Source organism: Acetobacter pasteurianus (genome assembly GCF_009914215.2).
Taxonomy (GTDB): domain Bacteria; phylum Pseudomonadota; class Alphaproteobacteria; order Acetobacterales; family Acetobacteraceae; genus Acetobacter; species Acetobacter pasteurianus.
Map to the genome: position 1 here is coordinate 838,416 of NZ_CP039846.2, position 26,726 is coordinate 865,141.

Annotated in this window: 24 protein-coding genes; 4 read left to right on the plus strand and 20 right to left on the minus strand. The window is 56.9% G+C overall.

Translation table 11 applies throughout. The annotated features are described in order from the left end of the window. Nucleotides 1-47: 47 nt before the first annotated feature. The 6 genes from FCN51_RS17350 to budA all read right to left on the minus strand — a co-directional run bounded on the left by FCN51_RS17350 (nt 48) and on the right by budA (nt 7,411). Complete coding sequence (locus FCN51_RS17350; RefSeq protein WP_003624971.1) at nt 48-638, minus strand: LutC/YkgG family protein; 591 nt, start codon at nt 636-638, stop codon at nt 48-50. Beyond that, a complete protein-coding gene (locus FCN51_RS17355) occupies nt 635-2,038 on the minus strand; it encodes a lactate utilization protein B (protein WP_160256463.1) in 1,404 nt (467 codons plus the stop codon). The genes FCN51_RS17350 and FCN51_RS17355 overlap by 4 nt, the downstream gene beginning before the upstream one ends. Next, nucleotides 2,035-2,778 (minus strand): (Fe-S)-binding protein, encoded by a 744-nt coding sequence (locus FCN51_RS17360; RefSeq protein ID WP_003624975.1) that lies wholly within the window; start codon nt 2,776-2,778, stop codon nt 2,035-2,037. Before FCN51_RS17360 ends, FCN51_RS17355 begins: the two co-directional genes overlap by 4 nt. A 31-nt stretch (nt 2,779-2,809) precedes the next feature. Next, the gene (locus tag FCN51_RS17365) at nt 2,810-4,504 is read right to left on the minus strand and encodes a thiamine pyrophosphate-dependent enzyme (protein ID WP_003624976.1); all 1,695 of its coding nucleotides are present in this window, start codon (nt 4,502-4,504) and stop codon (nt 2,810-2,812) included. A gap of 330 nt (nt 4,505-4,834) precedes the next feature. Next, nucleotides 4,835-6,523 carry an acetolactate synthase AlsS gene (alsS, locus tag FCN51_RS17370; protein ID WP_035362371.1) on the minus strand — a complete coding sequence of 563 codons (1,689 nt, stop codon included), beginning with the start codon at nt 6,521-6,523 and terminating at the stop codon, nt 4,835-4,837. 81 nt (nt 6,524-6,604) lie between these two features. Then, on the minus strand, nt 6,605-7,411 hold the full coding sequence (gene budA / locus FCN51_RS17375) for an acetolactate decarboxylase (protein WP_003624984.1): 807 nt from the start codon (nt 7,409-7,411) through the stop codon (nt 6,605-6,607). A gap of 96 nt (nt 7,412-7,507) precedes the next feature. On the opposite strand from budA, the gene FCN51_RS17380 reads away from it, so the two are divergent. Next, complete coding sequence (locus tag FCN51_RS17380; RefSeq protein ID WP_012812442.1) at nt 7,508-8,449, plus strand: LysR family transcriptional regulator; 942 nt, start codon at nt 7,508-7,510, stop codon at nt 8,447-8,449. Nucleotides 8,450-8,454: 5 nt separating this feature from the next. Here the strand turns inward: FCN51_RS17380 and FCN51_RS17385 are convergent, their stop codons facing one another. The 8 genes from FCN51_RS17385 to FCN51_RS17420 all read right to left on the minus strand — a co-directional run bounded on the left by FCN51_RS17385 (nt 8,455) and on the right by FCN51_RS17420 (nt 15,040). Further along, nucleotides 8,455-9,333: a sulfurtransferase gene (locus FCN51_RS17385; protein WP_003624987.1), complete on the minus strand. Its 879-nt coding sequence runs from the start codon at nt 9,331-9,333 to the stop codon at nt 8,455-8,457. Between the two features lie 111 nt (nt 9,334-9,444). Continuing rightward, on the minus strand, nt 9,445-9,900 hold the full coding sequence (locus tag FCN51_RS17390) for a 23S rRNA (pseudouridine(1915)-N(3))-methyltransferase RlmH (RefSeq protein ID WP_003624989.1): 456 nt from the start codon (nt 9,898-9,900) through the stop codon (nt 9,445-9,447). Nucleotides 9,901-9,955: 55 nt separating this feature from the next. Beyond that, nucleotides 9,956-10,417 (minus strand): ribosome silencing factor, encoded by a 462-nt coding sequence (gene rsfS, locus FCN51_RS17395; protein WP_160256464.1) that lies wholly within the window; start codon nt 10,415-10,417, stop codon nt 9,956-9,958. Between the two features lie 95 nt (nt 10,418-10,512). Beyond that, nucleotides 10,513-11,205, minus strand: a complete 693-nt coding sequence (locus FCN51_RS17400) for a nicotinate-nucleotide adenylyltransferase (RefSeq protein ID WP_003630018.1) — start codon at nt 11,203-11,205, stop codon at nt 10,513-10,515. A 38-nt stretch (nt 11,206-11,243) separates the two neighbouring features. Then, nucleotides 11,244-12,569 carry a glutamate-5-semialdehyde dehydrogenase gene (locus tag FCN51_RS17405; RefSeq protein ID WP_160256465.1) on the minus strand — a complete coding sequence of 442 codons (1,326 nt, stop codon included), beginning with the start codon at nt 12,567-12,569 and terminating at the stop codon, nt 11,244-11,246. Between the two features lie 84 nt (nt 12,570-12,653). Next, complete coding sequence (gene ychF, locus FCN51_RS17410; protein WP_003625000.1) at nt 12,654-13,748, minus strand: redox-regulated ATPase YchF; 1,095 nt, start codon at nt 13,746-13,748, stop codon at nt 12,654-12,656. Continuing rightward, the gene (gene pth, locus FCN51_RS17415) at nt 13,748-14,329 is read right to left on the minus strand and encodes an aminoacyl-tRNA hydrolase (protein WP_003625001.1); all 582 of its coding nucleotides are present in this window, start codon (nt 14,327-14,329) and stop codon (nt 13,748-13,750) included. Before pth ends, ychF begins: the two co-directional genes overlap by 1 nt. A gap of 96 nt (nt 14,330-14,425) precedes the next feature. Continuing rightward, a complete protein-coding gene (locus FCN51_RS17420; RefSeq protein ID WP_003625004.1) occupies nt 14,426-15,040 on the minus strand; it encodes a 50S ribosomal protein L25/general stress protein Ctc in 615 nt (204 codons plus the stop codon). A gap of 161 nt (nt 15,041-15,201) precedes the next feature. Between FCN51_RS17420 and FCN51_RS17425 the strand changes: the two genes are divergently transcribed. From FCN51_RS17425 to FCN51_RS17435, 3 genes are all read left to right on the plus strand, one after another. Then, nucleotides 15,202-16,269: a threonine aldolase family protein gene (locus FCN51_RS17425; protein ID WP_160256466.1), complete on the plus strand. Its 1,068-nt coding sequence runs from the start codon at nt 15,202-15,204 to the stop codon at nt 16,267-16,269. Nucleotides 16,270-16,391: 122 nt separating this feature from the next. Beyond that, nucleotides 16,392-18,179 (plus strand): aspartate--tRNA ligase, encoded by a 1,788-nt coding sequence (aspS, locus tag FCN51_RS17430; RefSeq protein WP_003630013.1) that lies wholly within the window; start codon nt 16,392-16,394, stop codon nt 18,177-18,179. Between the two features lie 36 nt (nt 18,180-18,215). After that, complete coding sequence (locus tag FCN51_RS17435; protein ID WP_236661361.1) at nt 18,216-19,289, plus strand: cell envelope integrity EipB family protein; 1,074 nt, start codon at nt 18,216-18,218, stop codon at nt 19,287-19,289. 67 nt (nt 19,290-19,356) lie between these two features. On the opposite strand, the gene FCN51_RS17440 is transcribed toward FCN51_RS17435, so the two are convergent. From FCN51_RS17440 to acs, 6 genes are all read right to left on the minus strand, one after another. Further along, nucleotides 19,357-19,905 (minus strand): hypothetical protein, encoded by a 549-nt coding sequence (locus FCN51_RS17440; protein WP_160256467.1) that lies wholly within the window; start codon nt 19,903-19,905, stop codon nt 19,357-19,359. After that, nucleotides 19,902-21,194 (minus strand): aminopeptidase, encoded by a 1,293-nt coding sequence (locus FCN51_RS17445; protein ID WP_124305587.1) that lies wholly within the window; start codon nt 21,192-21,194, stop codon nt 19,902-19,904. The genes FCN51_RS17440 and FCN51_RS17445 overlap by 4 nt, the downstream gene beginning before the upstream one ends. A 150-nt stretch (nt 21,195-21,344) precedes the next feature. Beyond that, the gene (locus tag FCN51_RS17450; protein WP_160256468.1) at nt 21,345-21,911 is read right to left on the minus strand and encodes a DUF1643 domain-containing protein; all 567 of its coding nucleotides are present in this window, start codon (nt 21,909-21,911) and stop codon (nt 21,345-21,347) included. A 96-nt stretch (nt 21,912-22,007) separates the two neighbouring features. Continuing rightward, nucleotides 22,008-23,126, minus strand: coding sequence for a thylakoid lumen protein (locus tag FCN51_RS17455; protein WP_160257152.1), 1,119 nt, complete (start codon nt 23,124-23,126; stop codon nt 22,008-22,010). A 72-nt stretch (nt 23,127-23,198) separates the two neighbouring features. After that, entirely contained in the window at nt 23,199-24,461 is a 1,263-nt protein-coding gene (locus tag FCN51_RS17460) for an MFS transporter (protein ID WP_003625024.1), read from the minus strand. 225 nt (nt 24,462-24,686) lie between these two features. Continuing rightward, nucleotides 24,687-26,675: an acetate--CoA ligase gene (gene acs / locus FCN51_RS17465; RefSeq protein ID WP_160256469.1), complete on the minus strand. Its 1,989-nt coding sequence runs from the start codon at nt 26,673-26,675 to the stop codon at nt 24,687-24,689. Nucleotides 26,676-26,726: the final 51 nt, after the last annotated feature.

Consider the following 26,726-nt stretch of genomic DNA (forward strand, 5'->3'; position numbering starts at 1 on the left):
TCCCCGCTCCGGCTTTTGAAGAAACGCTCTTTTCAGGCTGGTAGGGTTTAGTCTTCCCACCACACGGAAAGCGTGCGCACGCCCTGTGCACCACGCACCAGAACACCCTGAATATCCGCCGTGGCGGAAGGCCCGCTCATCAGCACGCCGTAATTGGCGGTGTGGAATTCGGGGCGGTCCATATAGGCGGTGTGCATGTTTGCGGTCAGATTCTTGGGGGAAAGAATGACCACAATATGCTGCGTAAGATGCGCTGCGGAGTTCAGATTATTCAACTGCGCTTCGCTCAGATAGATGGAGCCCATTTCGGCAATACCGAAAGGTGAGCGCACCACCAGCACATCCACCGAGGCCGCCTGCTGTGGGGAATCCAGATCTTCAATCCGGATTGTGCCTTCAAAATCCGGCACGGCAGAGCAGATCACCTTGGAATCCGGAAAGGTGCGGGCAATAGCCGTTGCCAGCGTATCGTTTTCCTGCCGCTCCAGAACCTGGCCACCAATAATTTGCAGGCTGTTTTCAAAACGCGCCTTGCCCGCATCCATATCCCCCAATTTAGCAACGGGGGGCAGCGGATGGGCGTTGGGGTCTGGGCGGTTATCCCGCAAACGGGCTAGAATGGCATCACGCGAGCTCATGCTTTTTCCCCTTCCTTCTGCTTGTTCAGGCGGTTTTTCTTGTACCAACTGTTGAAGGTGGTTTTGACGGGGTGCGGCAGTTCACGGTGCTTGCCCCACGGGTTCAGCCAGTTATACAGCACAAAACGCGGCATGGTGCTCAGCGCCACTTCCGTGCCGTTAATGGCTGCGCGGTACAGCTTGGGCTGGCCCATAAGCTTACCGGCCATATGCATGATCTCACGTTTTACAAACGGCAGTTCATGATGTTCGGCCAGCACGCGCCGCCATTTATAAAGCTGCTCGTGAATGTTGATCTTGACCGGGCACACATTGGTGCAGCTTCCGTTCATGGTGGAAGCAAACGGCAGCGTGCTGTATTTGCGCTCGTTAAAGGTGGGATCAATAATTGCGCCAATCGGGCCGGAATACACGGCACCGTAGGACAGACCACCGGAACGACGATACACCGGGCAGGTGTTCATACACGCACCGCAGCGGATACACTTCAGCGATGTCCAGAAATCCTGCATGCCAAGGCGGTGGGAACGGCCATTATCCACCAGCACCACATGCATTTCACTGCCCTTTTGCGGGCCACGGAAATGCGTGGTGTACTGCGTAATGGGGGAGCCCAGCGCACTGCGGGAAAGCAGACGGATAAACACACCCATATCCGCCATACGCGGCACAAGGCGTTCGATCCCGATAGTGGCAATATGCAGCCCCGGCACCGTAGCGCTTAGGTCCGCATTGCCTTCATTGGTGCAGACAACGAAGGAGCCTGTTTCTGCCACAACAAAGTTGCCGCCTGTCATGCCCGCATCGGCTGACAGAATAACCGGCCGCGCGGCCAGACGCTGCTGCCATGCCAGAGACTGCGCGCTGTTGTCGTTCGGGTCTGTGTGATAGTGCTCGGCAAAAATCTTGGCCACGTCTGGTATCAGCTTGTGCACGGCTGGCACCACAATGTGGCTGGGCATCTGGTTATCAAGCTGCTGGATACGTTCACCAAGGTCTGTTTCGGTTACCGTAACGCCGCGCGGTTCCAGATATTCGCGCATCTGGCATTCTTCGGTCACCATCGACTTACTTTTGATAAGCGATTTGGCGCCGTGTTTTTCCAGAATTTCGCCAACTATGCGGTTATGTTCCGCACCATCGGCTGCCCAGTGAACGTGAATACCATTCTTTTTGGCGTTGGCCTCAAACTGCTCCAGATATTCGGGCAGGTTGGCCAGCATGTGTTCCTTGATCTGCGAGGCACGGGTGCGCAGTTCCTGCCATTCTGGCAGAATGTGCATCTGCTCATCACGCTTCTGGCGCAGGTCCCACAGGCGTTCGTCATGAAAGCTTTCATGCGCAACGTCTTCAATGAACTCTTCCGCCGCCTTGGCGTGGTTGACTGGTTTGACCTTCATTCCCGTGCTCCATTCAGAATTTCAGCAATGTGAATGAAGCGGATGGGAACCCCGGCCCGTTCCGCACACCCTTGCTGGTGCATCATGCAGGACGTATCGGCAGAAACAATATATTCCGCCCCGGCTTTGTGGTGATCGGTGACCTTATCCACCCCCATTTTGGCGGAAACGGCTTCTTCCGTGACCGAGAAGGTGCCACCAAAACCGCAGCATTCATCAGGCCGTTTGGGGTGGGCAAAGGAAATGCCCTTCACCTTGGAAAGCAGATCCATCGGTTTGGAGAAGAAAGGTTCACCCAGTTCAGACATGCTGGCCGTACGCAGGGCGCGCAGGGTGCCACAACTGTTGTGCAGGCCCACCTTGTGCGGGAATTCTGCCCAAGGGAAATTATCCACCTTCAGCACATCGTGCAGGAATTCTACCAGCTCAAAGGTGTTTTCACGCACATGCCGCACTTCATCCGTTTGCGGAATGGCATCAAAGTTGTCCCGCACATGGTGGGTGCAACTGCCAGATGGCATGACAATGGCATCGTATTTGGCAAAGAGTTTGACAAACAGCGCCTCAGCAGAGGCAGCATCCCGGTTACAGCCTGAATTGGCCATTGGCTGGCCGCAGCAGGTTTGTTCCATAGGGTATTCTACATCCTGGCCCAGCTTTTCCAGCAGTTCCAGCGTGGCAACCCCTGCGTTTGGATAAAACGCATCTATGTAACAGGGAATAAACAACCCGATTTTCATACGCACCCCCGGTTTTTGCAGCCAGACACTCTCAGCCCGCTGCAATCATAATTTCAACAAGCGTGGGGCCATCGGTCGCTAATGCTGCTTCCAGCGTGGGCGCAATATCTGCCGCCCGCGTTACTCTGCTGGAAGGCACCCCCATGGACCGGGCCAGAGCCTGATAGTCTATTTGTGGATCAACAATATCCATGGCGGGATATTTCCCCTCCTGCGCAGAGATATAGTTGTTTTGCTGCCGCATGAAGTTCTTGAGCACGTTGTACTCGCGATTGTTCATCACAACAAAAGTAACGGGCAGCTTTTCGTGTGCGGCTGTCCACAAAGCCTGTGGGGAATACAGGGCTGCCCCATCCCCCACCAGTGAGACAACTCTATCCCGCCCAAGGCCAAGTGAGGCCCCAACAGCCGCAGGCATGCCCCAGCCCAGTGCGCCCCCCCGCAGGAAGGAATACTGTGCAGACCATGCACTTTCTAAAAACAACCGAACATCGGATGAAGTGGCAATGGCCTCATCCACAATGGCAATATCCGGGCCAATGGCACGCACCGTTTCCCACGCTGCAACGCGGGGGGAAATAACGGCATCGGCCGGATGAGCTAGCACCTCGGCCACAGCCTGCGCACGCTGTGCACGGCGGGCTTCTGCCACCTTCTGGCCCGATGCCGCATAGGCAGCACGCTGCGGGGCTGCCGCCTTTTGCAACATGGGCAACAACGCCTGCAAGGATGCGCGAATATCCCCCACCACGGAAAGCGGCGTCCAGAACGTGCGGCCCAGATCCCGCACATCGGAAGACATCTGATATACCGCGCAGGATGGCGGCAGGGCCGGGCCTTCTGTGTACAGAATGGTGATGAGGGATTTACCACCCAATGCGAAAATGGCATCGTAACCGCTCAGCTTTTCCGCAATGCCGGTGGCCTGTGTGGGCAGGTTGCCGCACCACAGCGGATGCGCCGTGGCAAACGGAATGCGCGATGGCCATGATGAGCCATAAACCGGCGCACCCAAGCACTCTGCCACAGCCGCAACTTCATCTGCGGCATCCGAGGCATACACCTCATCCCCCGCAATAATGGCCACCTTGCCGGGGCGCAGGGCTGTAAGAGCCTGCGCCAGTTCTGGCAGCCCGCCCGCCACGGCCTGACGGTTGATATTGGAGGGCTCACCAATATCCACGCTGCTCATTTCTTCCATCACATCCATGGGGAGTGACAGAAACACCGGCCCTGTGGGGGCTGCGGTGGAATCATGAAAAGCGCGGCGTAATAAAACAGGAAGCTGATCTGCATGGGCCACTTCCTGCGCCCATTTTACGGCGGGGCGGGCAATCTGCACCAGATCACCAAACAGAAGTGGATCAGAAATGGTGTGGCGGGAATCCTGCTGCCCGGCCGTAACCACCAATGGGGTTTGGGAAACACTGGCATTGAGCAAATTGCCCATGCCGTGGCCCAAACCACCTGCCGTATGCAGGTTTAAAAAAGCCGGTTTGCGGGCAGCCTGTGCGTAGCCATCTGCCATGGCCACCACGCTGGCTTCCTGAAGGCCCAGTACGTAATGCACGTTGGGCACTTCCAGCAGAGCATCTATCAGCGGCAGTTCCGTAGTACCGGGGTTGCCGAATATGTATTCAACCCCTTCGCTGCGCAGCACTTCCAGCAAAACCGCTGCACCGCGCCGGGTTTTGCCGCCTGCTGTTTCTACAGATGTTACTGCCATTACGCCTGCCCCCTATTCTGCCGTTTTAGCAAATGTGCCACAGCCTGCGCATTGGCACACTGCGCCATTGCCCAACTGTATATACACTTTGCACGACTGAAAGGATTTGTTCATTCCCCTACCCTGATAGACTGGCAGAAATATGCAGGGGAATTCACAATAAGGCAGAGTATGAACATCTGCTTTGCTGGCCCGGATTTCTGTCATGCTGTGCTGCCCTTTCTGGCAGCCTGAACTGCTACGCCGCTTGTTATAACAAAATGAAGCATTTTGCAAAACAGGCGGCGCGCACATCAGCAAAAAAATCTGGCCTGCGTTTTTTGCGCAGCTTTACGCTGCGGCACTCGTTTCACCCAGCTGAGCCAGCGGCTGCATGAGCAGATGGTTGTGGGAGTAATCAACCGGCACGGCAATAACCACCGGGCCTTCTACATCCATGGCCGTACGCAGGGCCTGACGCACTTCGTCTTCCGTGGTGGCGTTAATGCCCGTTGCGCCGCAGGCTTCTGCATATTTTGCAAAATCAATGGGGCCAAAGTTCACGCCGGAACCACGGCCGTATTTCTTCTGCTCCTGCATTTCCACCATGTTGTAGGCTTCATCAATCCAGACCATGTGGATCAGGTTGCACTTCAGGCGCACAGCCGTTTCCAGTTCCATGCTGGACATCATGAACCCACCATCACCAGAGATGGACAGCACTTTCTGCGCCGGGTTCAGCAGGCTTGCGGCAATACCCCACGGCAGACCCACGCCCATTGTCTGCTGACCATTGCTGATAAGCACCTGACGCGCCCGGAAGGACAGCAGATAACGTGCCAGCCAGATATGGAAGGTGCCCATATCCAGGCACAGTGTCATATCTGGGGTTACAAACTGTTCCAGTTCACGCACGATCTGGAGCGGATGCACGGCGTTGTTGCTGGTGCTGCGGGCTTCCAGCAGCGCGGTGGTGCGGGCCTTTTTGTAGCCTTCCAGAACAGCTTCCAGTTCTGAAGCACGGGCCAGCTTGCCTGCATCTTTTGCCAGCACTGTCAGCGTAGGTGCAATTTCACCAATCAGCTCAATAGCCGGAACGTAGGCGTTATCCAGTTCTGCAGGAACGATATCCACGTTGATAATCTTGCGGTCATCATTCACGTTCCACAGCCACGGATCATATTCCACCGGGTTGTAGCCGATAGCCACAACAACATCGGCTTCGTGCAGAAGCTGATCACCATGCTGGTTACGGAACAGGCCAACGCGGCCACCAAAACGGTCCACCAGATCTTCAGAAACCGCACCAGCAGCCTGATAGGTGCCCACAACCGGCACGCCGGTTTCTTTTACAAAAGCGCGCACGCCATCTGCCACATCCGGGCGGCTGGCCAGCATACCCAGCAGAACCACGGGGCGCTTGGCATTTTTCAGCATGGTTGCGGCTTCTGCAATCACATCAGCCGGGGCACCGCCAACGCGTGGCAGCGGACGGCCAGCCAGAACCGGAGCATGTGCTGGCATGGAAAGCACATCCATAGGCGTGCTTACAAAAGCAGCACCGGGGCGGCCACCTTCTGCAAAGCGGAAAGCGTTGGCCATGACTTCAGAAATCGCAACCGGGGTTGTCAGCTCAACACTGTATTTGGTGATGGGCTTGAACAGGTTGACCGTATCCATGGTCTGGTGCGTCAGCTTCAGGCGGTCTGCCAGCTTTACGGCGCCACCAATGGCCAGCACCGGGTCGCCTTCGGAATTGGCGGTGGCAAGGCCGGTTACAAAGTTGGAGGCACCGGGGCCGGATGTGGCAATGCACACGCCTGCCTTGCCTGTAAGACGGCCAAGGCCGCCTGCAATAAAGGCTGCGTTCTGTTCATGCCGCGTAACAACGGTGGTGATGGAGGAATCCACCAGCGCATCAAACAGACGGTCTACCTTAGCACCCGGAATACCGAACACGTGCTTGACGCCGTGGGCTTCCAGATTTTTGACAATAAGCTCCGCACCGCACTGAGCGGCGTTGTCTGCCGGATTGGTCATTTCAGTTCTGTCCTGCAAAAACTGGGCTGCCAGAAAGCTGTTTTTTAGCAACCCCGTTAAAAATGTTCAGCGAATGGAGGCTCAGCCGCCTTCAGCAATACGGATGGCTTCGCTCAGGCTTTCGGGGTTCAGATCAGCCTTGGCGAACTGTTCCGTACGGGGCAGCTGAATTTCCAGATCGGAAATGGAAGCCACTTCCAGCTTGCCGCGCACAAGGCGATATTCCGTAACATGCCCGCCACGTTTGCTATCTTCAGAAAGGAAGTGCAGGTGGTAGCCCGCAACATTCACGCCCTGCATGTAAACCGGGGTGCGGAAGCCGATCATGGTGCCCATAACGTTTTCCATGGTGCAGGTGGGCTGCTTTTTCACCACTTCCAGCATGTGCGGATACGGCTTGCACTGGCAGAACACCGTGCGAGTATCAACGCGCTGGAATTCACCCGTAAAGCGCACGGCACCAAACAGGTTGGGGTTACCTAGCAGGCTGTCCACCAGCTCTTCAAACGTTTCCTTGGTTTTGGGGGAATCGATGGTAACCGTTTTTTCCGGTTCAAAATAAGTTACGCAGGCAAACGGCGTTTTAAGAGAACCGGGCACTTCTGCGGCCAGACCTTCTGCACGGAACTGGCGCACAACGCCGTCCGTCACAATCATTTCGCCATCAAGGGCGTTGAATGTGCCAAGGCCGAAGTTACCGTGCTGGAGCAGTTCATCCAGCGTGGTTTCACCATCGTACACCGCATCCAGCAGGGCAGCCATGGTGGAGGTCTGGTACAAACGGTTTGCAACAGGCTTTTTCAGCACGCCGTTGCCAAGGGCAGAAGAGCGGACATCCATGTCCATCACCGACTGTTTTTTCATGCTGCAATACTCCCACAAACGCATGGTGGTTTAAGTTCGTTTCGCACGCACGTTATAACAGTGGAAACCAGTCTTCCAATATATATTGAACACGTTATCCATATGTATTACATATACCATATGGATATCAGGCACCTGCGCTACTTCGTGACCGTTGCTGAACATGGCAGCATTACCCATGCCGCAGAGGCACTGGGTATTGAGCAGCCCCCTCTCAGCCAGCAAATCCGCCAGCTTGAGCGCAATCTGGGCGTGACGCTGTTTGAGCGGCAGACTCGCGGCATGAAGCTGACAGAAATTGGCGAAGTGCTTTTGCCCCGCGCCCGCACCATTCTGGATTTGCAGGCACAATTCCTTTCCACGGCAGAAGGTCTGGCGCGGGGGGAAAGAGGACATATTCGCGTAGGGCTGGCCGGGGCTGTGCCGCTGTTGCCGGTTATTCCGCTCACCATCCGCCGGTTTCGGGAAATGGCGCCCGATGTCACGCTTTCTCTGGAAGAAAGCAACACCCCCGCCCTTTGCGCGGCATTGCACGAACCCAGCGTGGATATTGCCATTATCCGCCCGCCGTTTACCGATCCCTCACGCCTCTCGGTTTTTCACTTGCTGGATGAACCCACGGTTATCGCCCTGCCCCGTGGCCACAGGCTGGCCAAGGAACCGATCATCAGTTTGGATATGGTGGCGGATGACCCGCTGATTATCTTCCCGCGTGAACTGGGGCCGGGCTTTCATGATGCCATACTCTCGGCCTATCAGCTTGCGGGCGTTACCCCCACAATGGGCCAGCAGGCTCCGCAAATTGCGGGCACCGTGCCTTTGGTGGCGGCGGGGCTTGGGGTTTCTGTTGTGCCGCGCTCGCTCAGCCAGATTCATGCTGGCGGGGTGACGTTTCATGCCATTAGTGAGCCCGCACCCCGCGCCACACTGGCTGTTGCCATCCGCACCGGGCAGAACATGCCGCTGGTTACGCGATTTGTAACGGTGTTGCGCACGGCCTGCCGCAAGTGGGAGCAGCGCCAGCATGACACCGCCCCCTTTGCAGATTCGGAAAACCTCTAACCGCCTCAGCCCTGCTGCGGGCGATACGGCACAGAAGCCCGTGGCACGCCATCTTCTATGGGCATATCCGCATGGCGAGACCACTCGTTCCATGATCCCATATAGATGCGCAGCTTGGTAAACCCAGCAGAAGCCAGCGCCACATAGGTGTTGGCAGCGCGTGCACCTTTGAAGCAGTAGATAATGATATCATCATCCGGGTACAGGTTCCGTGTGGCTGCCAGAGCCCGAATTTCTTCTGGCGTTTTAAAGCGTGCTTCCTGATCCTGCGTGTGCATGAAGCTATACCACTCAATCCACACAGCACCGGGAATGCGCCCTTTGCGCGGCGCAAAATCCACCCCGTAAGGTGATGAGCTTTCACCCAACCATTCCACCTTGTCGCGGTTATCCAGCAGCTTGATGGACGGGTTGGTAAGGGCCGCAAACACATCTTCCCGCGTGGCCATCAGCGCGTGGTTGATAGAGAGCGGAAACTGCGTGGGCGCTGGGTGCGTGATATCCTGCGTCAGCGTGCCGCCAGAGGCCTGCCACGCCCGCAGCCCGCCATCCAGAATACCTACCTTGGGGTACCCCAGATACTGCAAGATCCAGTATCCGCGGCAGGAAGCGCCATAACGTGTATGCAGGGCATCTTCATACACAACCGCTGTTTTGCTGCCATCTAGACCATATTGCGCAAACAGCGATGAAAACTTCTGCTGCAGGCTGGCCAGCCCGCTTTCTGATGTTTCTGCCAGATAGGTAAAAATATCCGGCATGTTCACGGCACCGGGAATATGCCCTTTGGCAAAATCTTCTTCCGAACGCACATCTATTAAAACTGCACTGCCATTCTGCTGCAACTGCCGCAGGGCATCCGGAGTGTAGAGAACGTCTGTCATGTATCTTCAGTCCGGTCTGTTCAGGAAAGGCCGGACGCTATCAGGTCTGCACCCATGCAGGCAGACCCTGTGGTTCACTGCCGCCATGCCATAAAAGCAGCCAGCAGCTCCTTACGGCCGCCCGGAACGATGATACGGATGCCCTGCCGCAATGGCCTGCGCGCGGTAGATTTGCTCTACCAACATAATCCGCACCAGCATATGCGGCCATGTGAGTGTGCCAAAGGACATGGAGGCATCGGCCCGCTGGATAACCGAGGCATCCAGCCCCTCCGCCCCGCCAATAACAAAGCAGGGGGTGCGGCCAGCCGTGAGCCAGCCTTGCACGGCGTTGGAAAACTCCGGGCTGCTAAAATTGCGCCCGGCTTCATCCAGCACCACAACGTGGCTTTGCGCGGGGCAGGCTGCCAGAATGGCTTGTGCCTCGCGCCGTTTGATTTCATCCGGGCTGCCGCGCCCATCTGGCAGCTCTATAATCTCCAGCTTGGGGCGCAGGCGCTTGAGGTACCGTTCCACCAGCGCCCGCTCGGATTTATCCTTCATACGCCCAATGGCCACCAGCCTCATGCCGGTGTGCCCATACGCACTGAAAAATCAGGGAACAACATCATGAACCAGTGGATTACAGGCGGGTCACGTTACCTTCTGCGCCTTCATCCAGTTCCTTGCCCCACATTTTTTCCAGACCATACAGCGTGCGTGCTTCCGGCTTGAACAGATGCACCACAATATCGCCCGTATCCAGCAGCACCCAGTCGGATCCGTTGGCGCCTTCCACCATTACGCGCTTAATGCCGATATCACGCAGCTTGCGTTCAATATGCTGCGCCATGGCGGAAATCTGACGGTCTGCCAGACCTGTGGCAATCACCATCCGATCTGCAAATGAGGCACGGCCAGCAAGGTCGATCACCACAATATCTTCGGCCTTGTCGTCTTCAAGGCTGGCGGTGATGAGCGCCAGAGATTGCTCCAGCATATCCGGGGCCACGGCTTCGCGCTTGGTGGTGGCCTTGGGGCCAGCCGTAGCGGCTTTTTTACGCACGGAACCGGGGGCAGCAGCGCCGGCTGTGGTGGCACGCACAGGTGCGGCCCGCCCTTTGGTGGACGTGGTGGCCGTGCGGGAACGTGCTGATGTTTCGGCGGGGGGCTTGGTAGGAATGACCGTTCTCCTGATCTTTAAAGCGTATCGGGGGTATGGGGTTGGCCTGCAGCGGCATTGAATCCGCCCTGCTGACGAATAGCTGTTGCAGATATACTGTTTTGTGCCCCCGGAAGAAAAGCCCACACGGGGGGAGAAAGTTCCGCAAGGGCATGTGCGCGCCATGCTGGCACCCGCCAGCGGGCCAGATACCGTCCGGCAAGCCCATGCAAGGCCCGCGCATTTTGCCCCGGACGGGGGAAAACCGCCACTGGTACGCTGTGCACAAGCTGCCGCCAGTTTTTCCAGCGCGGCAGGGTGGCCAGACCATCTGCACCCATCAGCCACACAAACCGCGCGCGCGGAAAACGCGTTTGCAGCACCCGCACTGTATCCACCGTATAACGTGTACCGATTCGGCTTTCGATATCCGTGGCAATAATGCGCCGCCCATCTGCCAGTTGGCGGGCCGTGGCCAAGCGTGCAGGCAAGGCCGCCATATCTGAGCGCCCGGCTTTAAGCGGGTTACCGGGTGAAACCATAAGCCACACCTGGTCCAACCCCAACACCGCCAGCGCACGCCGCGCAATGGCCTGATGCCCTTTATGGCCGGGATTAAAAGACCCACCCAAAAGCCCGATACGCAGGCATCTGTTATCCCCCCAGGTGGGAATAACAGTGCCACGCGCACTGGGCTTTGCAGCCGAATGTGGTTGGAAAGTTACCGGCACCTACGCGCCCCGTGCAATCGGCTGCATGGCCGCAAAATTCAGGGACGCACCTGCCCGGTGCCAATCACTTCGTAACGGAAGGTGGTCAACTGCTCCACGCCCACCGGGCCACGCGCATGGAAGCGGCCAGTGGCGATGCCAATTTCCGCACCAAAGCCGAACTCACCACCATCACAGAACTGGGTAGAGGCATTCCACATCACCACAGCGCTGGAAACACCGTTCATGAACCGTATGGCCATGTTTTCATCTGCCGTCACAATGGCTTCTGTGTGAGAGGAACCATACTGTGCGATATGGTCCAGCGCTTCATCCACACCATCCACCACGGCAATGTTCAGAACCGCATCAAGCCATTCTGTGGCAAAGTCTTTTGCTGTTGCAGCGGGCAGATCGGGCACAATGGTGCGTGCGGCGGCATCGGCCTTAAAGGTGCAGCCTTTTTCTGCCAGATCCGCCACAATTTGCGGCAGCAGCGCAGAGGCAATGGCGGCATCCATCAGCAGCGTTTCGGTAGAACCGCAAATACCGGTGCGGCGCATTTTGGCGTTGAGCACAATGCGGCGCGCCATGGCAAAATCTGCCGCAGAATGAATATAGGTGTGGCACAGCCCTTCAGCATGAGCCAGCACAGGCACGCGGGCCTCACGCTGCACACGTTCGACCAATGAACGCCCACCACGCGGAATGATCAGATCAATCAGCCCAGAAGCCGTGAGCATTTCCGCCACATGGGCGCGGTTGGCATCTGGGGCAATCAGCACGGCATCTTCTGGCAAACCGGCAGAGCGCAGCCCGGCCTGCATGGCGGCATGAATGGCACGTGCGCTGTTCAGGCTTTCCGATCCCCCACGCAGCAGCACGGCATTGCCGGATTTAATGCACAACCCGGCAGCATCCGCCCCCACATTGGGCCGACTTTCATAAATCATGCCGATAACACCCACGGGGGTAGCAACACGGCGAATGCGCAGGCCGTTAGGGCGTGTCCATTCCTCCAGCACACGGCCTACGGGGTCTGGCAGATCTGCAATTTCTTCCAGACCACGGGCCATGGCTTCCACCCGTTCGGGCGTGAGGGTAAGCCGATCACGGAACGCATCGTTAGCGGTGGAAGCGGCAAGATCCTGCGCATTGGCTTCCAGAATGGCTGGAGTAGCCTCACGCAAAGCCGCAGCAGCGGCCCACAGGGCTTTATCCCGCGTGGCGGAAGAACTTTGCGCCAGTGTGCGGGCCGCCAGCCGAGCACGATGGGCCAAAGCGGCCATTGCCCCCTGCCCCTGTGCCTGCGCTGGAACATCCTGCACGGGATTGGCCGAAGCCGTTGTAACCCCTTGCAGCTTACTCTCACCCTCCGCGTTCATAACGGCGTTCCTATCTCCATCTTTCTGTCTGGCCTGCCGGTGGTGGCAGGCCATCAAGCTGTCATTTGTGATTGTGTGTGGCTGTTAGACGTTAAAGCGGAACAGCAGCACATCACCATCCTGCACCACGTAATCTCGCCCTTCAATACGCAGGCGGCCTGCTTCCTTGGCGCCGGCTTCCCCACCATACTGAACGTAATCATCATACGCGACAGTTTCACATGCAATGAAGCCGCGTTCAAAATCATTGTGAATAACGGCAGCGGCCTGCGGGGCCTTGGTGCCTGCGGTAATTGTCCAGGCGCGGGCTTCCTTGGGGCCTACGGTAAAGTAGGTGCACAGGCCCAAAAGTTTGTAACCAGCGGCAATAACCCTATCCAGCCCACTATCATTCAGGCCCAGACCTTCCAGAAATTCGCGCCGTTCTTCATTTTCAAGCTGACTGACTTCGGCTTCAATCGCGGCAGACACAATAACGGCAGCAGCACCTTCCGCCGCAGCCTTGGCCTGCACCTGCTCCGAGAACTTGTTGCCAGTTGCAGCCGAGTCTTCATCCACGTTGCACACATACAGCACCGGCTTGGTGGTGAGCAGTTGCAGGCGGCGCACGGCTTCTTCTTCCCCTGCCGGAATGGCGGTGCGGGCTGGGCGGCCTTCACGCAGTGCTTCCATCAGCGGCGCCATAACGGCAAGCTGGGCTGTGGCTTCGGCATCCCGGTTGCGGGCGCGCTTTTCCAGATTGGGCAGACGCTTTTCCAGCGAATCCAGATCCGCTAGCATCAGCTCCGTTTCAATAATGTCGGCATCACGCACGGGATCCACGCCGCCTTCAACGTGGGTGATGTCATCATCTTCAAAGCAGCGCAGCACATGGATAATGGCGTCCACTTCACGGATGTTGGCCAAAAACTGGTTGCCCAGCCCTTCACCCTTGGAGGCACCGCGCACAAGGCCGGCAATATCTACAAACTCAAGGCTGGTGGGCACTTCGCGCTGCGATTTGCCAATTTCCACCAGCTTGTCCAGCCGGGGGTCTGGCACAGCCACGCGGCCTGTATTGGGCTCGATCGTGCAGAACGGATAGTTGGCTGCCTGCGCCGTGGCCGTGGCCGTAAGCGCGTTGAACAGCGTGGATTTACCCACATTGGGTAGCCCGACAATACCGCAGTTAAAACCCATCAGCCCTTGCTCCCTTCCGGCAGTGCAACCTTTGTCATGAACTGGTCTGCCCGCCCATCTGCCAACAGGGGGGCGGCATCGGCCATGCGATCAAGCAGCCGTTCCAGCCATTCCTGCCGGTCTGTTTCCGTAAAATTGCCCAGCACCCAGCCGTGCACCCGTTCCTTGGCGCCGGGGTGGCCAATGCCTATGCGCACACGCCAATATTCTGGCGTGCCCAACATTTTATCTGTAGAGCGCAAACCGTTATGCCCCGCGGCCCCTCCCCCACGCTTTATGCGCAGGCGGCCCGGTGCCAGATCCAGCTCATCATGAAAAACGGTAATATTTTCGGGTGCAATTTTATAAAAAGCGGCGGCTTCCTGCACGCTTTCACCCGATTTGTTCATGTAGGTCATGGGCAGCAGCAGCAGAACTTTCTGCCCGCCTATGCGGCCTTCTGCAACCTCGCCCTTAAAACGGTTGCGCCATGGCGTGAACCCGTACTTACGGGCAATGGCTTCCACCGCCATAAAGCCAACATTGTGCCGGTGCCGACGCATGGAGGATTCGGGATTGCCCAACCCGACCCAGAGCAGCATTGCTGATTCCACCTAACGTTATGAACAGCACAGGGGGCACGCGCATCTGCACGCACCCCCATGCCTGATAAACAACCCGAATAAACCGGCTTCCGATCAGGAAGCGGCTTCTTCCGTAGCTTCTGCTGCGCCTTCGGTGGTGTCCACGCTAGGTGCTGCAATGGAAGCCACAACAAAGTTTTCTTCGTGGGTCAGCGGGGTTACGCCTTCGGTGCCCTGCACATCTTCCCAACGCACGTTGTCCGCAATGTCCAGCTTGGACAGGTCAACCGTGAAGAATTCAGGAATGTTGTCTGCCGGCACGTCCACTTCAATGGTGTGGCGCACAACGTTCAGCACACCGCCGCGCTTGATGCCGGGGCATGTTTCTTCGTTTTCGAAGTGAACAGACACTTCAACATGCACGCGAGAACCAGCGGCCAGACGCAGGAAGTCAACGTGAACAGGGGAATCCTTCACTGGGTGCAGCTGCACGTCACGCACCAGAGCGCGTTCTGCCTTGCCGTCAACCTTGATTTCATACACGCGAGAGCGCCAGCCAGATGTCTGAATGCCCTTAACGATAATGCGGGGGTCGATAGCAATAAGGGTGGGTTCCTGCTTGCCGCCGTAGATAACGCCGGGAACAAGCCCTGCACGCCTCGTTGCCCGCGCTGCCCCCTTACCAGCCTTCGCGCGCGCCGAAGCTTCGATAGATGTAATCTTGGACACGTTGACTTCTCCATAAAAAACTTAATCACGCAGGCCTCCAGGGGTGCCCACGCAGTGGCAGCGCCTTACAGCAAAAGCTGTGCAGGAGCAAGGTATAGCTTGCGCTACAAGGCGGCCTTTGGCACCTGTTGCCCCACAAGCCCCTGCCGGAGAAGCCGCTTATGCCCCTGCCGCAAACCACCACGCCCCCGCAACAGTTTGGCAGTGATAACTATGCCGGCCTGTGCCCGCAGGCGCTGGAAGCCATAAGCCGCGCGGCCAAGGGGTCTACCCCCGCATATGGGGATGATGCCTGGACACGCCTTGCCGCCAAGGCTGTGGCGGATGTGTTTGAAACGTCTGATGCCGCAGTGTTTTTTGTGCTCACCGGCACCGCAGCCAATGCGCTGGCGCTGGCAACATTGTGCCCACCTTATTGCAGCATTATTGCCTCGGAAGTGGCACATGCCGAAACATCCGAACGCGGCGCACCAGAATTTTTTACCGGCGGCGCCAAATTGATAACGCCCCCCACCCCAGATGGTAAGCTTACGCCAGAAGCCATAAAACTGGCCGCCCGCCGCGCCAGCAGCCCGCGGGCTTCCACCCCCGCAGTGGTAACCATTACGCAACCCACAGAAAACGGGCTTGTGTATTCGGTGGATGAGATTCGGGCCATTGCCAATGCCTGCCATGATCACGGCTTGCGGCTGCACATGGATGGCGCACGCTTTGCTAACGCCGTTGCCACATTGGGCTGCACACCTGCGGCCATGACATGGCAATCCGGCGTGGATGCCCTGAGCTTTGGTGGCACCAAAAACGGCATGGCCATGGGGGAAGCCGTGGTGTTTTTTAAACGCAGCATGGCCCAGGGTTTTGCCGAACGCGCCAGACAGAGCGGGCAAACAGCCTCTAAAATGCGTTTTCTCTCCGCCCCGTGGCTGGCCATGATCCACAGTGGCGCATGGCTGGATAACGCACGCCACGCCAATGCCAGCGCACGCCAATTTGCACAGGCGGTAGAGGATATTCCCTCCATCAAACTGGCATGGCCCGTGCAATCCAACGCCGTGTTTTTGCTGATGCCCGAACCTGTAATGAACGAATTGCGGGCCCGTGGCTGGCGCTTTTACACGTTTTTTGGGGGTATCTGCCGCTTTATGTTTGCGTGGGATGCACGGCCAGAAGCCATTGCCGCTCTGGCAGCAGATTTACGCAGCTGCGTGCGCGGGCAAGGTGCCTTATAAGACGTAAGATATACAGTGTGGCCTTGACATAAGCGCTGCTCCCCTGCTTCCTCCGGGCACAACGGAATCATTGCCAAAAACCGCCCCTGCTGCAACGCCGGGCCAGATTTCAGGACAAGACCATGCATCCTTACCGTTCCCACAGCTGTTCGGCCCTTCGCGCCAGCGATGCCGGCACCACCGCGCGCCTGTCCGGCTGGGTGCATAGCAAGCGGGACCACGGCGGGCTGCTGTTTATTGACCTGCGCGATGAAACAGGCCTGACACAGATTGTTATTCCCGCCGGTTCTCCCGTTATGGAAACCGCCGAGCACCTGCGCGTGGAAAGCGTGATAACCGTAACCGGTGACGTGGTGCTGCGTGATGAAACCACCCGCAACCCGGACCTTGCCACGGGTGATATTGAACTGCGCGCGCGTGAACTGATTGTGCAGTCCTCCGCCGCTGTGCTGCCGCTTCAGGTTGCCGGGCAGGAACATTATTCTGACGAGCTGCGCCTGCGGTACCGCTATATCGATCTGCGGCGCGAACAGGTGCACGCCAACATCCGCCTGCGCTCCGCCATTATTGCCAGCATGCGCCGCCGCATGACGGATCTGGGCTTTACCGAGTTCCAGACCCCTATCCTAACAGCCTCCTCCCCCGAAGGTGCGCGTGACTTCCTAGTGCCTTCTCGCACCCATGCTGGTAAGTTTTACGCCCTGCCGCAGGCCCCGCAGCAGTTCAAGCAGCTTGCCATGGTGGCCGGGTTTGACCGCTACTTCCAGATTGCTCCGTGCTTCCGTGATGAAGCCTCCCGCGCGGACCGTTCCCCCGGTGAGTTCTACCAGCTCGACTTTGAAATGGCCTTTGCCACGCAGGACGAAATTTTTGCCGTTCTGGAAGAAGTAATGTCTGGCCTGTTTACGGAATTCGGCAAGGGCCGTGCCGTGAGCACCGCGCCGTTTGAGCGTATCCCCTACGCCCGCGCCATGAAGGTATATGGTTCTGATAAGCCAGACCTGCGCAACCCGCTGCTGATTACAGATGTAACGGAAGATTTTGCCGGTTCCGGCTTTGGCCTGTTTGCCCGCATTGCTGCCGATGGTGGCGAAGTACGCGCCATTCCGGCCCCCGGTGCTGGTGGCCGCCCCCGCTCCTTCTATGACAAGCTGAACGCCTGGGCGCGTGAAAACGGGGCTGGCGGTCTGGGTTACATCACCTTTGCAGAAGAAGGTGGCCAAGGCCCGATTGCCAAGAACCTTGAAGCCGACCGAGTGGAAGCCATTCGCACCAAGCTGGGGCTGAACCCCGGTGATGCCGTGTTCTTTGCCGCTGGCAAGGGGCATGATGTAGCCAAGTTCTCTGGCCTTGTGCGCACACGCATTGCCGAAGAGCTGGATCTGATTGAAAAGGATGCCTTCCGTTTCTGCTGGATCACGGACTTCCCGATGTATGAGCTGAATGAAGAAACGGGGCTGATTGACTTCTCGCACAACCCGTTCTCCATGCCACAGGGCGGTCTGGAAGCGCTGAACACCAAGAACCCGCTGGATATTCTGGCTTACCAGTATGACATTGTGTGTAACGGCATTGAGCTTTCCTCCGGCGCTATCCGTAACCACCTGCCGGATGTGATGATCCGCGCCTTTGAAATTGCTGGTTACCCGGAAAGCGAAGTGGAAGCCCGCTTTGGCGGTATGCTCAACGCCTTCCGCTACGGTGCGCCGCCGCATGGTGGGTCCGCCCCGGGTGTGGACCGTATTGTGATGCTGCTGGCAGATGAGCCGAACATCCGTGAAGTGATTCTGTTCCCGCTGAACCAGCAGGGCGAAGACCTGATGATGGGCGCCCCGGCCCCTGTTCCGCCGGAACGCCTGAAGGAACTCTCCCTGGCGCTGAACCTGAAACCCGCTGTCAAGAAAGACTGATCGGGCTTTCACATATGCATGTAAAAGGGCCACACCATGGCCCTTTTGGCATCCGGGTGGTTGCAAGACCGCGCCGGATGTTTTTTTGTACCGGGTATGAGACGTTCACGCCGCCTGCCACTTCCCCTACCCCTTGCCCGAGGTTTTTGCTTTACGCCGGGGCATAGCGCCCGTGCGGCAAGCAGGGCCGTTGCATCTGTGCTGCTGGGTAGCGTGGCCGCCCTGCCCTTACACATGGCTCATGCACAAACAGCCGGTGCTGTGGTGCCTTCCGGCACTGTAACGCAAAGCGCAACACCGGCCGAGACACGCCCCAGTGTAACACCCGACACTGCGCATTCTTTTTCCGAAACAGATATCAACCAGATTGCCTCGCAACGCGCGGAGTATGATCTCACCCTCACCGAAGCTTCTGGCGGCAAAACATTATCGGCCACGGGCACCATGCTTTACAGCGTGCGGCACGGGTGCAGCGGATGGTCCACCCAACAGCGGCTGGATATTCAAAGTGTAACCCGCCAGAACGGCGTAGAACATCTGGTATCTGACTATTCCACGTTTGAAAGTGCAGATGGGCACAACCTGATCTTTCGGACCATGGAAACATCCAACGGCAAATTGCTACAGAACCTGCGGGGGGAAGCCACGCTACACCCGGATGGTTCTGGCACAGCGCATTATGAAAAACCTTTAGCCAAAACACTTACGCTTCCGGCTGGCACGCTATTTCCCATCCAGCATACCGTTTCCATTCTGGATGCCGCCCGAAGCGGAAAAACCGAGATTTCATCTCCTATCTTTGATGGCACATCACCAGATGGCGCAGCAGATACGTACATAACCCTTTTAGGCTGGGGCAATACATCACCCACCACAGATTTTGCCGCCCTGAACACTTTGCAATCTGGCCGAGTGCATGTGGCCTTTTTTTCACGCACACCACCGAACATGATGCCGGAATATGAAATTGGCATGCGGTATTTTGCCAATGGCGTTTCTGACAATCTGACACTGGATTTTGGAGATTTCCGCATGAAGGGCACATTGCATACACTGGATCTGCCCAAGCCAGAAACATGCCACGCAAAACCACACCAGAAGAAAAATTAAACTGCACAAATAAAAAATGGCAGGAAAAACCTGCCATTTTCTTACATACCTATATGTATGTGTGAAATTAGTGCGAAAGTGCACCACCAGACTGATGGGCCGAACGCAGAACCGTAACCAGATTTTGCAAATCCTGCGGGTTGGATTTGAGAATAGCCACATTGGCAGGTTCGGGCTGCGGCATCTTGGTATTGCCGGGGTTGGCAGGCACGTTCATCAGGCTACCCGTTAAGCCCACACAGGTCAGGCTCATCACAAAATCATGCGCTGAAAAGCCATTCTTTTGCAAAATTGGGTCCAAACCCGGCACCTGCTGCACAAGGGCAATCTGCTGGTCCAGAGACATGCCAAAGCGTGAGGGCGGCTGAATGCCTGCGGCCTGAATTTCCTTCAGGGCTGTGGTCAAGCGCGGCAACACGTTTGGGGCCAGATGATAATGCAGCGCGGTTTCCATATCATGCTGCAAAGTGGCTACCTGTTCTGGCGTTAAATTGGGCGCGCCATTGCCACCGGTAGAAACCGTTTGCGCCTGTGCCGCTGTGCCAGCCACAACCGCCGCAGCCCCCATAACGCCCAGCAGAGCAGAGCGGAAGGAAAGTTTTAGAGTATGTCTCATGCTTCTATCACCCATTCACCTTTGCGCATCAATGCCACGCGTTCACCTTTGGCATCCACGCCGTCCACATCAATTTCCCCAGAACCAATCATCCAGTCTATATGGATCATGCTGCTATTGGCCCCGCGTGCGGCCAATGCGGCCTCATCCAACCCAGCCGTATCACGCATGCATTTGGTGTAAGATTGCCCCAATGCGATATGGCTGGCGGCGTTTTCATCAAACAATGTGTTCTGGAACAAAATACCGCTGCGCGAAATGGGGGAAGAGTTAGGCACCAAGGCCACTTCCCCCAAACGGCGCGCGCCTTCATCCGTATCCAGCACGCGGGCCAGCACATCCTCGCCTTTGCTGGCGTGCATTTCCACAATGCGTCCGGCTTCAAACCTGACGCGAATATCCTCGATCAACGTGCCCTGATGAGAAAGCGGCTTGGTGGCTGCTACCGTGCCATCCACCTTAAGGCGATGCGGTGTTGTAAACACTTCCTCGGTGGGGATGTTGGGGTTGCACACAATGCCGTTTCCGGCTTTTTCCGCACCGGCTGCCCATTCGTGCCCATCTGCCAACCCTACCATCAGGTCTGTGCCGGGGCCTTTAAAATGCAGCGCGCTGTAACGGGCATCGTTCAAAAATGCAGCGCGACGATGCAGCACGGCATTATGGGCCTCCCAATCCGCTACCGGGTTTTCCCCCGTAATGCGCGAGACAGAAAAAATGGCCTGCCACAGTTTTTCTACCGCCTGATCAACCGGCAGATCAGGAAACACCTGTGCTGCCCAAGCTGGAGAAGCCGCAGCCACAATGCACCAGTTCACATCAAAATTGGTGATAATTTCCATGGCAGGCCGGTTCACGCGGGAATTGGCCCTGCTGGCGCGGGAAATATGTTCCGGGTTCTGCCCTGCCAGCAATGCCGGGTTAGACCCCGTAATGGCCATACGCGCGGCACCGTTGCGGAAAGCTTCTGTCATTCCGCCAGCAAGCCAGCCTGCTGCGGTATCAAACGTATCTTCCGCCGCGTATTTGTAACGGGCCAGCGTGGTTTCCTCATCCGAATAAAACGTGCTGACGAGTGAGGCCCCGGCCTTGTACGCATGTTCCGTAATGCGGCGCACCAACGGGACGGCATGGAGGGGAGCCGTAATAATGACCTGTTGGCCGTGGGCCACGTTCAGGCCCGTACGTGCTGCCACTTCACCCAGCCTGTCCAGCATGGTGGCAAATTCGGCAGATGCCAGATAACCGCCTGCGGCACCCTGCGTGTTCTGTAAGGCCATAATATGCATGTTTCCCTTAACTTTGCTGCACAGCACGCCCAATTTTTCAATGTGGCAGGCATGATGTGCAGAACTCAAACACCTTTATGTGTATCGGATACCGAACGGGGCTTGGCGTCAATACACATGGGCGGAAAGCTGCTTTCCGTTATGTGCCGGTTAGCTTTGCACCAGGTTGGTTGGCAAAGGCTCGGGCAGCAAGCTTGCAGGCAAATAGAGCGGATGGCACGGGCGGCCTGTTTTGCTTAACCGCAATGCATCCACCGTAATGCCGTGTTGCTGGAGCATGTGCACCACCTCTGGCCCACGGGCCAGCAGGGCCTTGTGGTGCGGCGTGCCATAGGCTGCAATCACCTTGTTGGCTTCCTGCGCCATTTCCAGCAGGGCTTTATCATTTTCCGGCCCTACCGGGTCTGGCGTTTCCAGCAGCCGAAGCTGATCCGTGCACCGATACGCAAAGGTATTGCCCACCAGAATACCGCCATACCCCCATGCACGGGCATAGCGCTGGCATTTGGCCACGGTGCGGTCATCCCCATATTCGGTGGCAACGGATGGGTTCATCATCAGCCACATCACCAGCGGGCGTGATGGATTCCATACCCGTTTGAGCTTATAGCGGTAGCATTTGTCTGGCCCGCCATAGGTGGCGGTGCTCACAACATCTTCTGAAAGTTTTAGGGGGCGGGCCGTGCCCACATTGTGCCCTTCAAACAGATCTTCCATTACACTCCCGCTGGCAGAACATGGCAAAACAGACCCAAGTTTTAGGCTGTGTTTTGCTCTGGCACAAATCTGCCTGCCAGCGGGTGTATAATCTGCCTAGTGTGCAGCACGCCACGCCTTGGTGGTGGTGGCAATAACCTGCTGCTGGTTCTGCTTTATTTTGTCTATATCATAGCCAAGAGCAGCACTCTGCTGGGGTGTCATGTATCCCCACTGCACCAGAGACTGCGCCAGAGTTTGCGGAAACGGCACGGTTTTTACAAACTGCTTGGGGCAGGATGCGCCATCCTTGTTCTGGGGCCATGCGGCTTTATCCAGCGCGCACCATGTTTCTGCAAAATCAGAGTGCGTATCATACCGCGCCATCATGTAGCGCCAGCCTGCATTCAGTTCCCCAATATTCGCACTGGTGGCTACATAGGCGGCCAGATAGCCGTTTACTTCCGTTACACCCGTTTTGCGCCACTGTGCAGAATCCTGCGCAAGCTGGTTACGCAAATAGGCTGCAAACCGCGGCTGCGCCGTAACATTCTGCAACTGGCCATCCTGATACTGATACAGCACCACCGGCATGGCCGACCCTGCGTGAGAGGCAAAGGCGTAATCAAACCGCTCATCCGTATATACAAGCTGGCGGGTGCCATCTCGCGCAATATCCTGCACAATGGGCTCGCCTCCGCCATTTTGTGCAGGTAGGGAGAGCACACGCCATTGGCCTTGCGGGGCGGCCTCTACAATAGCGGCAGCCTGGCAACAATGTGCCCCACCTGTGTAGCCCGAAACCACAACCTGCGGCAGGGCATTCTTCTGCCCATTTGGCGCAAGCTGGTACAGGGAAAGGTGCAAATCCATCAACCCGCCGCTATCTTCCGCCATCAGGCTGCCGAGGGTTTGGATAAATACGGGGTGTTCTGGTGCGTGCACTTCCAGAGTGGCCACACGGCATGTTTGCCCGGCTGTTGGGTTTTCATCTTTCCCCAAAAGCAGGCTGTTGGCGGGGCATGGCTGGTTGTCCGCCACCTTTACAGCCGCTTGCAGGCCCAACGCAGAGAGATTGACCGGTTGGGCTTTTGCGTGCAGGTCATCCCCCTGCACCTGCGCGGTGGCCAGCGGCGGCACCGGGCGCGGTGGCACATTGCGCGTGATAATCCGCTGTTCTGCCGGTGTTGCTGCGTGTGCCTGCGCATATGTTAGCCCAGCGCTTGCCAACACCATACATGCGCCCAGATACCGTATAAAAGCCAAACCGTTTTTTCCTTCCTGCGCGTTGCCACCTGCCTGCTGTATTTATATCCGTTGTGGATACAGCCGGGCATTCAGGAGTGTAAGCACCAGCACAACCACTGCGCCACCCCCAACAGCCAACATAAGCGCAGGTGCCAGCCCCATACCTAATTGGGTAGCAAACCATGTTTGAAGCAAAGCGTTACTGGCGGCAATAAGGTTCCCGCACTGATAGGCAAGGCCGGGGAACGTAGCCCGCACAGAAGGCGGCGAAAGCTCGCTTAAATAGGCAGGCACCACGCCCCACGCGCCCTGAATACAGAACTGGATACACACAGCCCCCAACCCCAGCCAGAGCAGAGAATGTGGGAGTGTCCATAACGGCAGCAAAGGCAGCGTTAAGGCCGCAGCAAGAATAATGGCATATTGCCGCCCGATTTTTTGCGACAGAAACCCAAAGAACAATCCGCCCGCAATGGCAGCCAGATTATACAGCACCACAACGGTTGTAATGGACGTTGGCGGCACATGCCGTTCCAGCGCCAGAAACACTTTGGGGTAGAGATCCTGAGAACCGTGGCTCATGAAATTGAAAGCCGCCATCAGCACTACGGCAAAAACACATAATGCCGCATTGCCTTTTATAATGGCCAACAAGCCAAGATGTGCTTCTGCACTTCCGTGTTGTGTATCGGCCTTCTGCCGGGCCAGCCAATCCGGGCTTTCTGGCACACGCAGCCAGATATACAGGGCAGAAAAAATAGCGCCACTGCCCAGCACAAACAACCCACGCCACCCCAAAACCGGCAAGAGCAAAAATACCAGAGATGCCAGCAAATACCCCGCAGGGTACCCCGCCTGCAAAATGCCAGAAGCGGTGCCACGCCAGCTTTTGGGCACGCTTTCCATAATCAGGGATGTACCCACCCCCCATTCTCCCCCAAGGGCAATGCCGAATAGGGTGCGTAGCGCCAAAAATATAACAAGCGTTGGCGCAAAGGCCGATGCCAATTCTATAAGAGAATAAATAATAATTGTTAAAATCAGCACAGGTTTGCGGCCATATTTATCTGCCGCGCGCCCGCACAGAAAAGCTCCTAATGGCCGTGTCATCAACGTAAGTGTGGGCGCAAGCAGCACACTTTGCAGGGAAACGTTAAAACTGCGTGCCACATCATCAAGTGTGAACAACACAATAAAGAAATCACATGCATCCAACATCCATGCCAGAAAGGATGCCAGCACAACATGGCGAGCTGTTGCTTTATCTACCGACTGATCAGGCAGAGTAGACGGTGTTACAGACGAAAAAGAAGGCTCGGTCATTCACAGCTCCGGTTCTACAACCTGTTTTTACCGTGATGGTGCCACGCAAGCCCTTACAGCAGCCAGTGAATCTCAGATCACGACCCCGCCAGTGCGCCCATTTTTGCGTGATAAGCCAACATCAGCCCGTTTGTTAGAAACAGAACACACAACAGGGCCGAGGGGTTCCCCCGGCCCTGAAGCATCTTGCCGCGCGAAGCAAACTTGTAAAACCTCGCTTTAAGGTCAGGCCCTTGCCTGTGTGCGAGGTGCAGATTCCTCATCAAAAGCCATGTGGCTCCATACTCTGTCACACAGCATACGCACGATGGAAGGATCATTCAGCGATGAAAGATCTCCCAGATTATCCATTTCCCCACTGGCAATTTTGCGCAGCAAGCGGCGTACAATCTTGCCAGAACGGGTGCGGGGCAGATCTGGCACCAGATAAACAGCCTCTGGCGTGGCATAACGCCCCAACATACCGGAGATAAGGCGGCTTATGCCTTTTTCTGTCAGTTCCGTAGCCACGTTCTGGCGCTGGATAACAAATACCGCCAGCGCCTGCCCCTTTACCGGGTGCGGGATGCCCACTGCAGCAGATTCCACAATACGATGATCTGCTGCCAACGCATCTTCCACTTCTGCTGTACCCAAACGGTGCCCTGCAATATTGATAACATCGTCCATGCGCCCCGTAATCCAGTAATAGCCATCGGCATCTCGCCGTGCGCCATCACCCGTGAAATAATGCCCCGGAACCATACCAAAATATGTCTGGCAGAAGCGAGCATGATCTTTCCAGATTGTGCGGGCCTGCCCCGGCCATGAACGCGCAATGCACAGGCTGCCTTCCGCAGGCCCCTGCACCGGCCTGCCCTGCGTATCGGCTATGACCATTTCCAACCCCGGCAGCGGCGTGCTGGCAGAGCCGGGTTTAAGCGGTTGCACACCCGGCACTGGCCCCAGCACAATACCGGCGGTTTCTGTCTGCCACCATGTATCCACCACGGGGCAACGCTTTTTACCCACAACATCGTGATACCACAGCCACGCATCCGGGCTTATGGGTTCCCCCGCCACACCCAGCAAACGCAGAGACTCCAGATTGCGGGCATTCACCACATCATCGCCATCGGCCATCATGGCGCGCACGGCTGTGGGGGCAGTAAACAGCATGGTCACCTTATGCTCATCTATCAGATCCAACCACCTGCCCGGAGCGGGATATGAAGGCAGGCTATCGGAAATCATGGTGGTGCCGCCATTGGCCAGCGGGCCATACACAACGGATGTATGCCCGGTTATCCATGCCACATCTGCCGTGCACCACAGAACATCACCGGGTTGGTGATGGTATACCATGTCCATGGTGTAAGCTGCCCACACCATATAGCCACCAGTGGCATGCACAACTGCTTTGGGCTTTCCTGTGCTGCCAGATGTGTAGAGCATAAATAATGGTGCTTCTGCCCGCATGACAACGGGCACAAAATCTGCCTCAAACGAATCTACAAAATCATGAAAATCGTAATCCCTACCAGGCAGCATGGGAACAGGTGCATCAGACGTGCGCACAACCAGAACAGCCCTCACGCCACTTTCTGCACCTGCCTTGCACAGGGCTTCATCCATAATCGCTTTAAAGGGCACAATCTTGTTGCCGCGCATGCTTTCGCTGGCGGTAATTACCGCAACTGCGCCGCTATCTATAATACGTTCTGCAATACCTTCTGCCGAAAAACCACCAAACAGCACCACATGCACCGCGCCAATACGCGCACAGGCCAGCATGGCCACCACGGCTTCTGAAATCATGGGCAGGCAAATGGCAACGCGGTGCCCTTCCTCCACCCCCAAATGCACCAGCGCGTTAGACAGGCGGCAAACCCGTTCATGCAGCATGGCATATGTAATTTTTTCTGCCTCGGCCCGGCCTTCACGGTGGCTGATAAGGGCAACCTGATCGGCCTTGTCTGTCAGATGCTTATCAATACAGCACACGGATGCGTTGATAAGGCCATCTTCAAACCAGCTTATGGACACATCACCCGTAAAGCTGCCCGTAAAGCCACGCCTAGGCTTGCGGTGCCAGTGCACACGCCGGGCCTGTTGCAGCCAAAAACCATCCGGGTCTCGGCGTGCATAGCGCTGCATGGCGGCCAGTTCCGCAGGTGGCATCAGGGCCGGGTAATCTGCATATTGTGTAGGCAGGATAGTGATGTTTTCCGACATTGTTCCGTCTCCCTTACTTTTTTGTTGTTTGTTGTTCGGGATAGAAAGAGA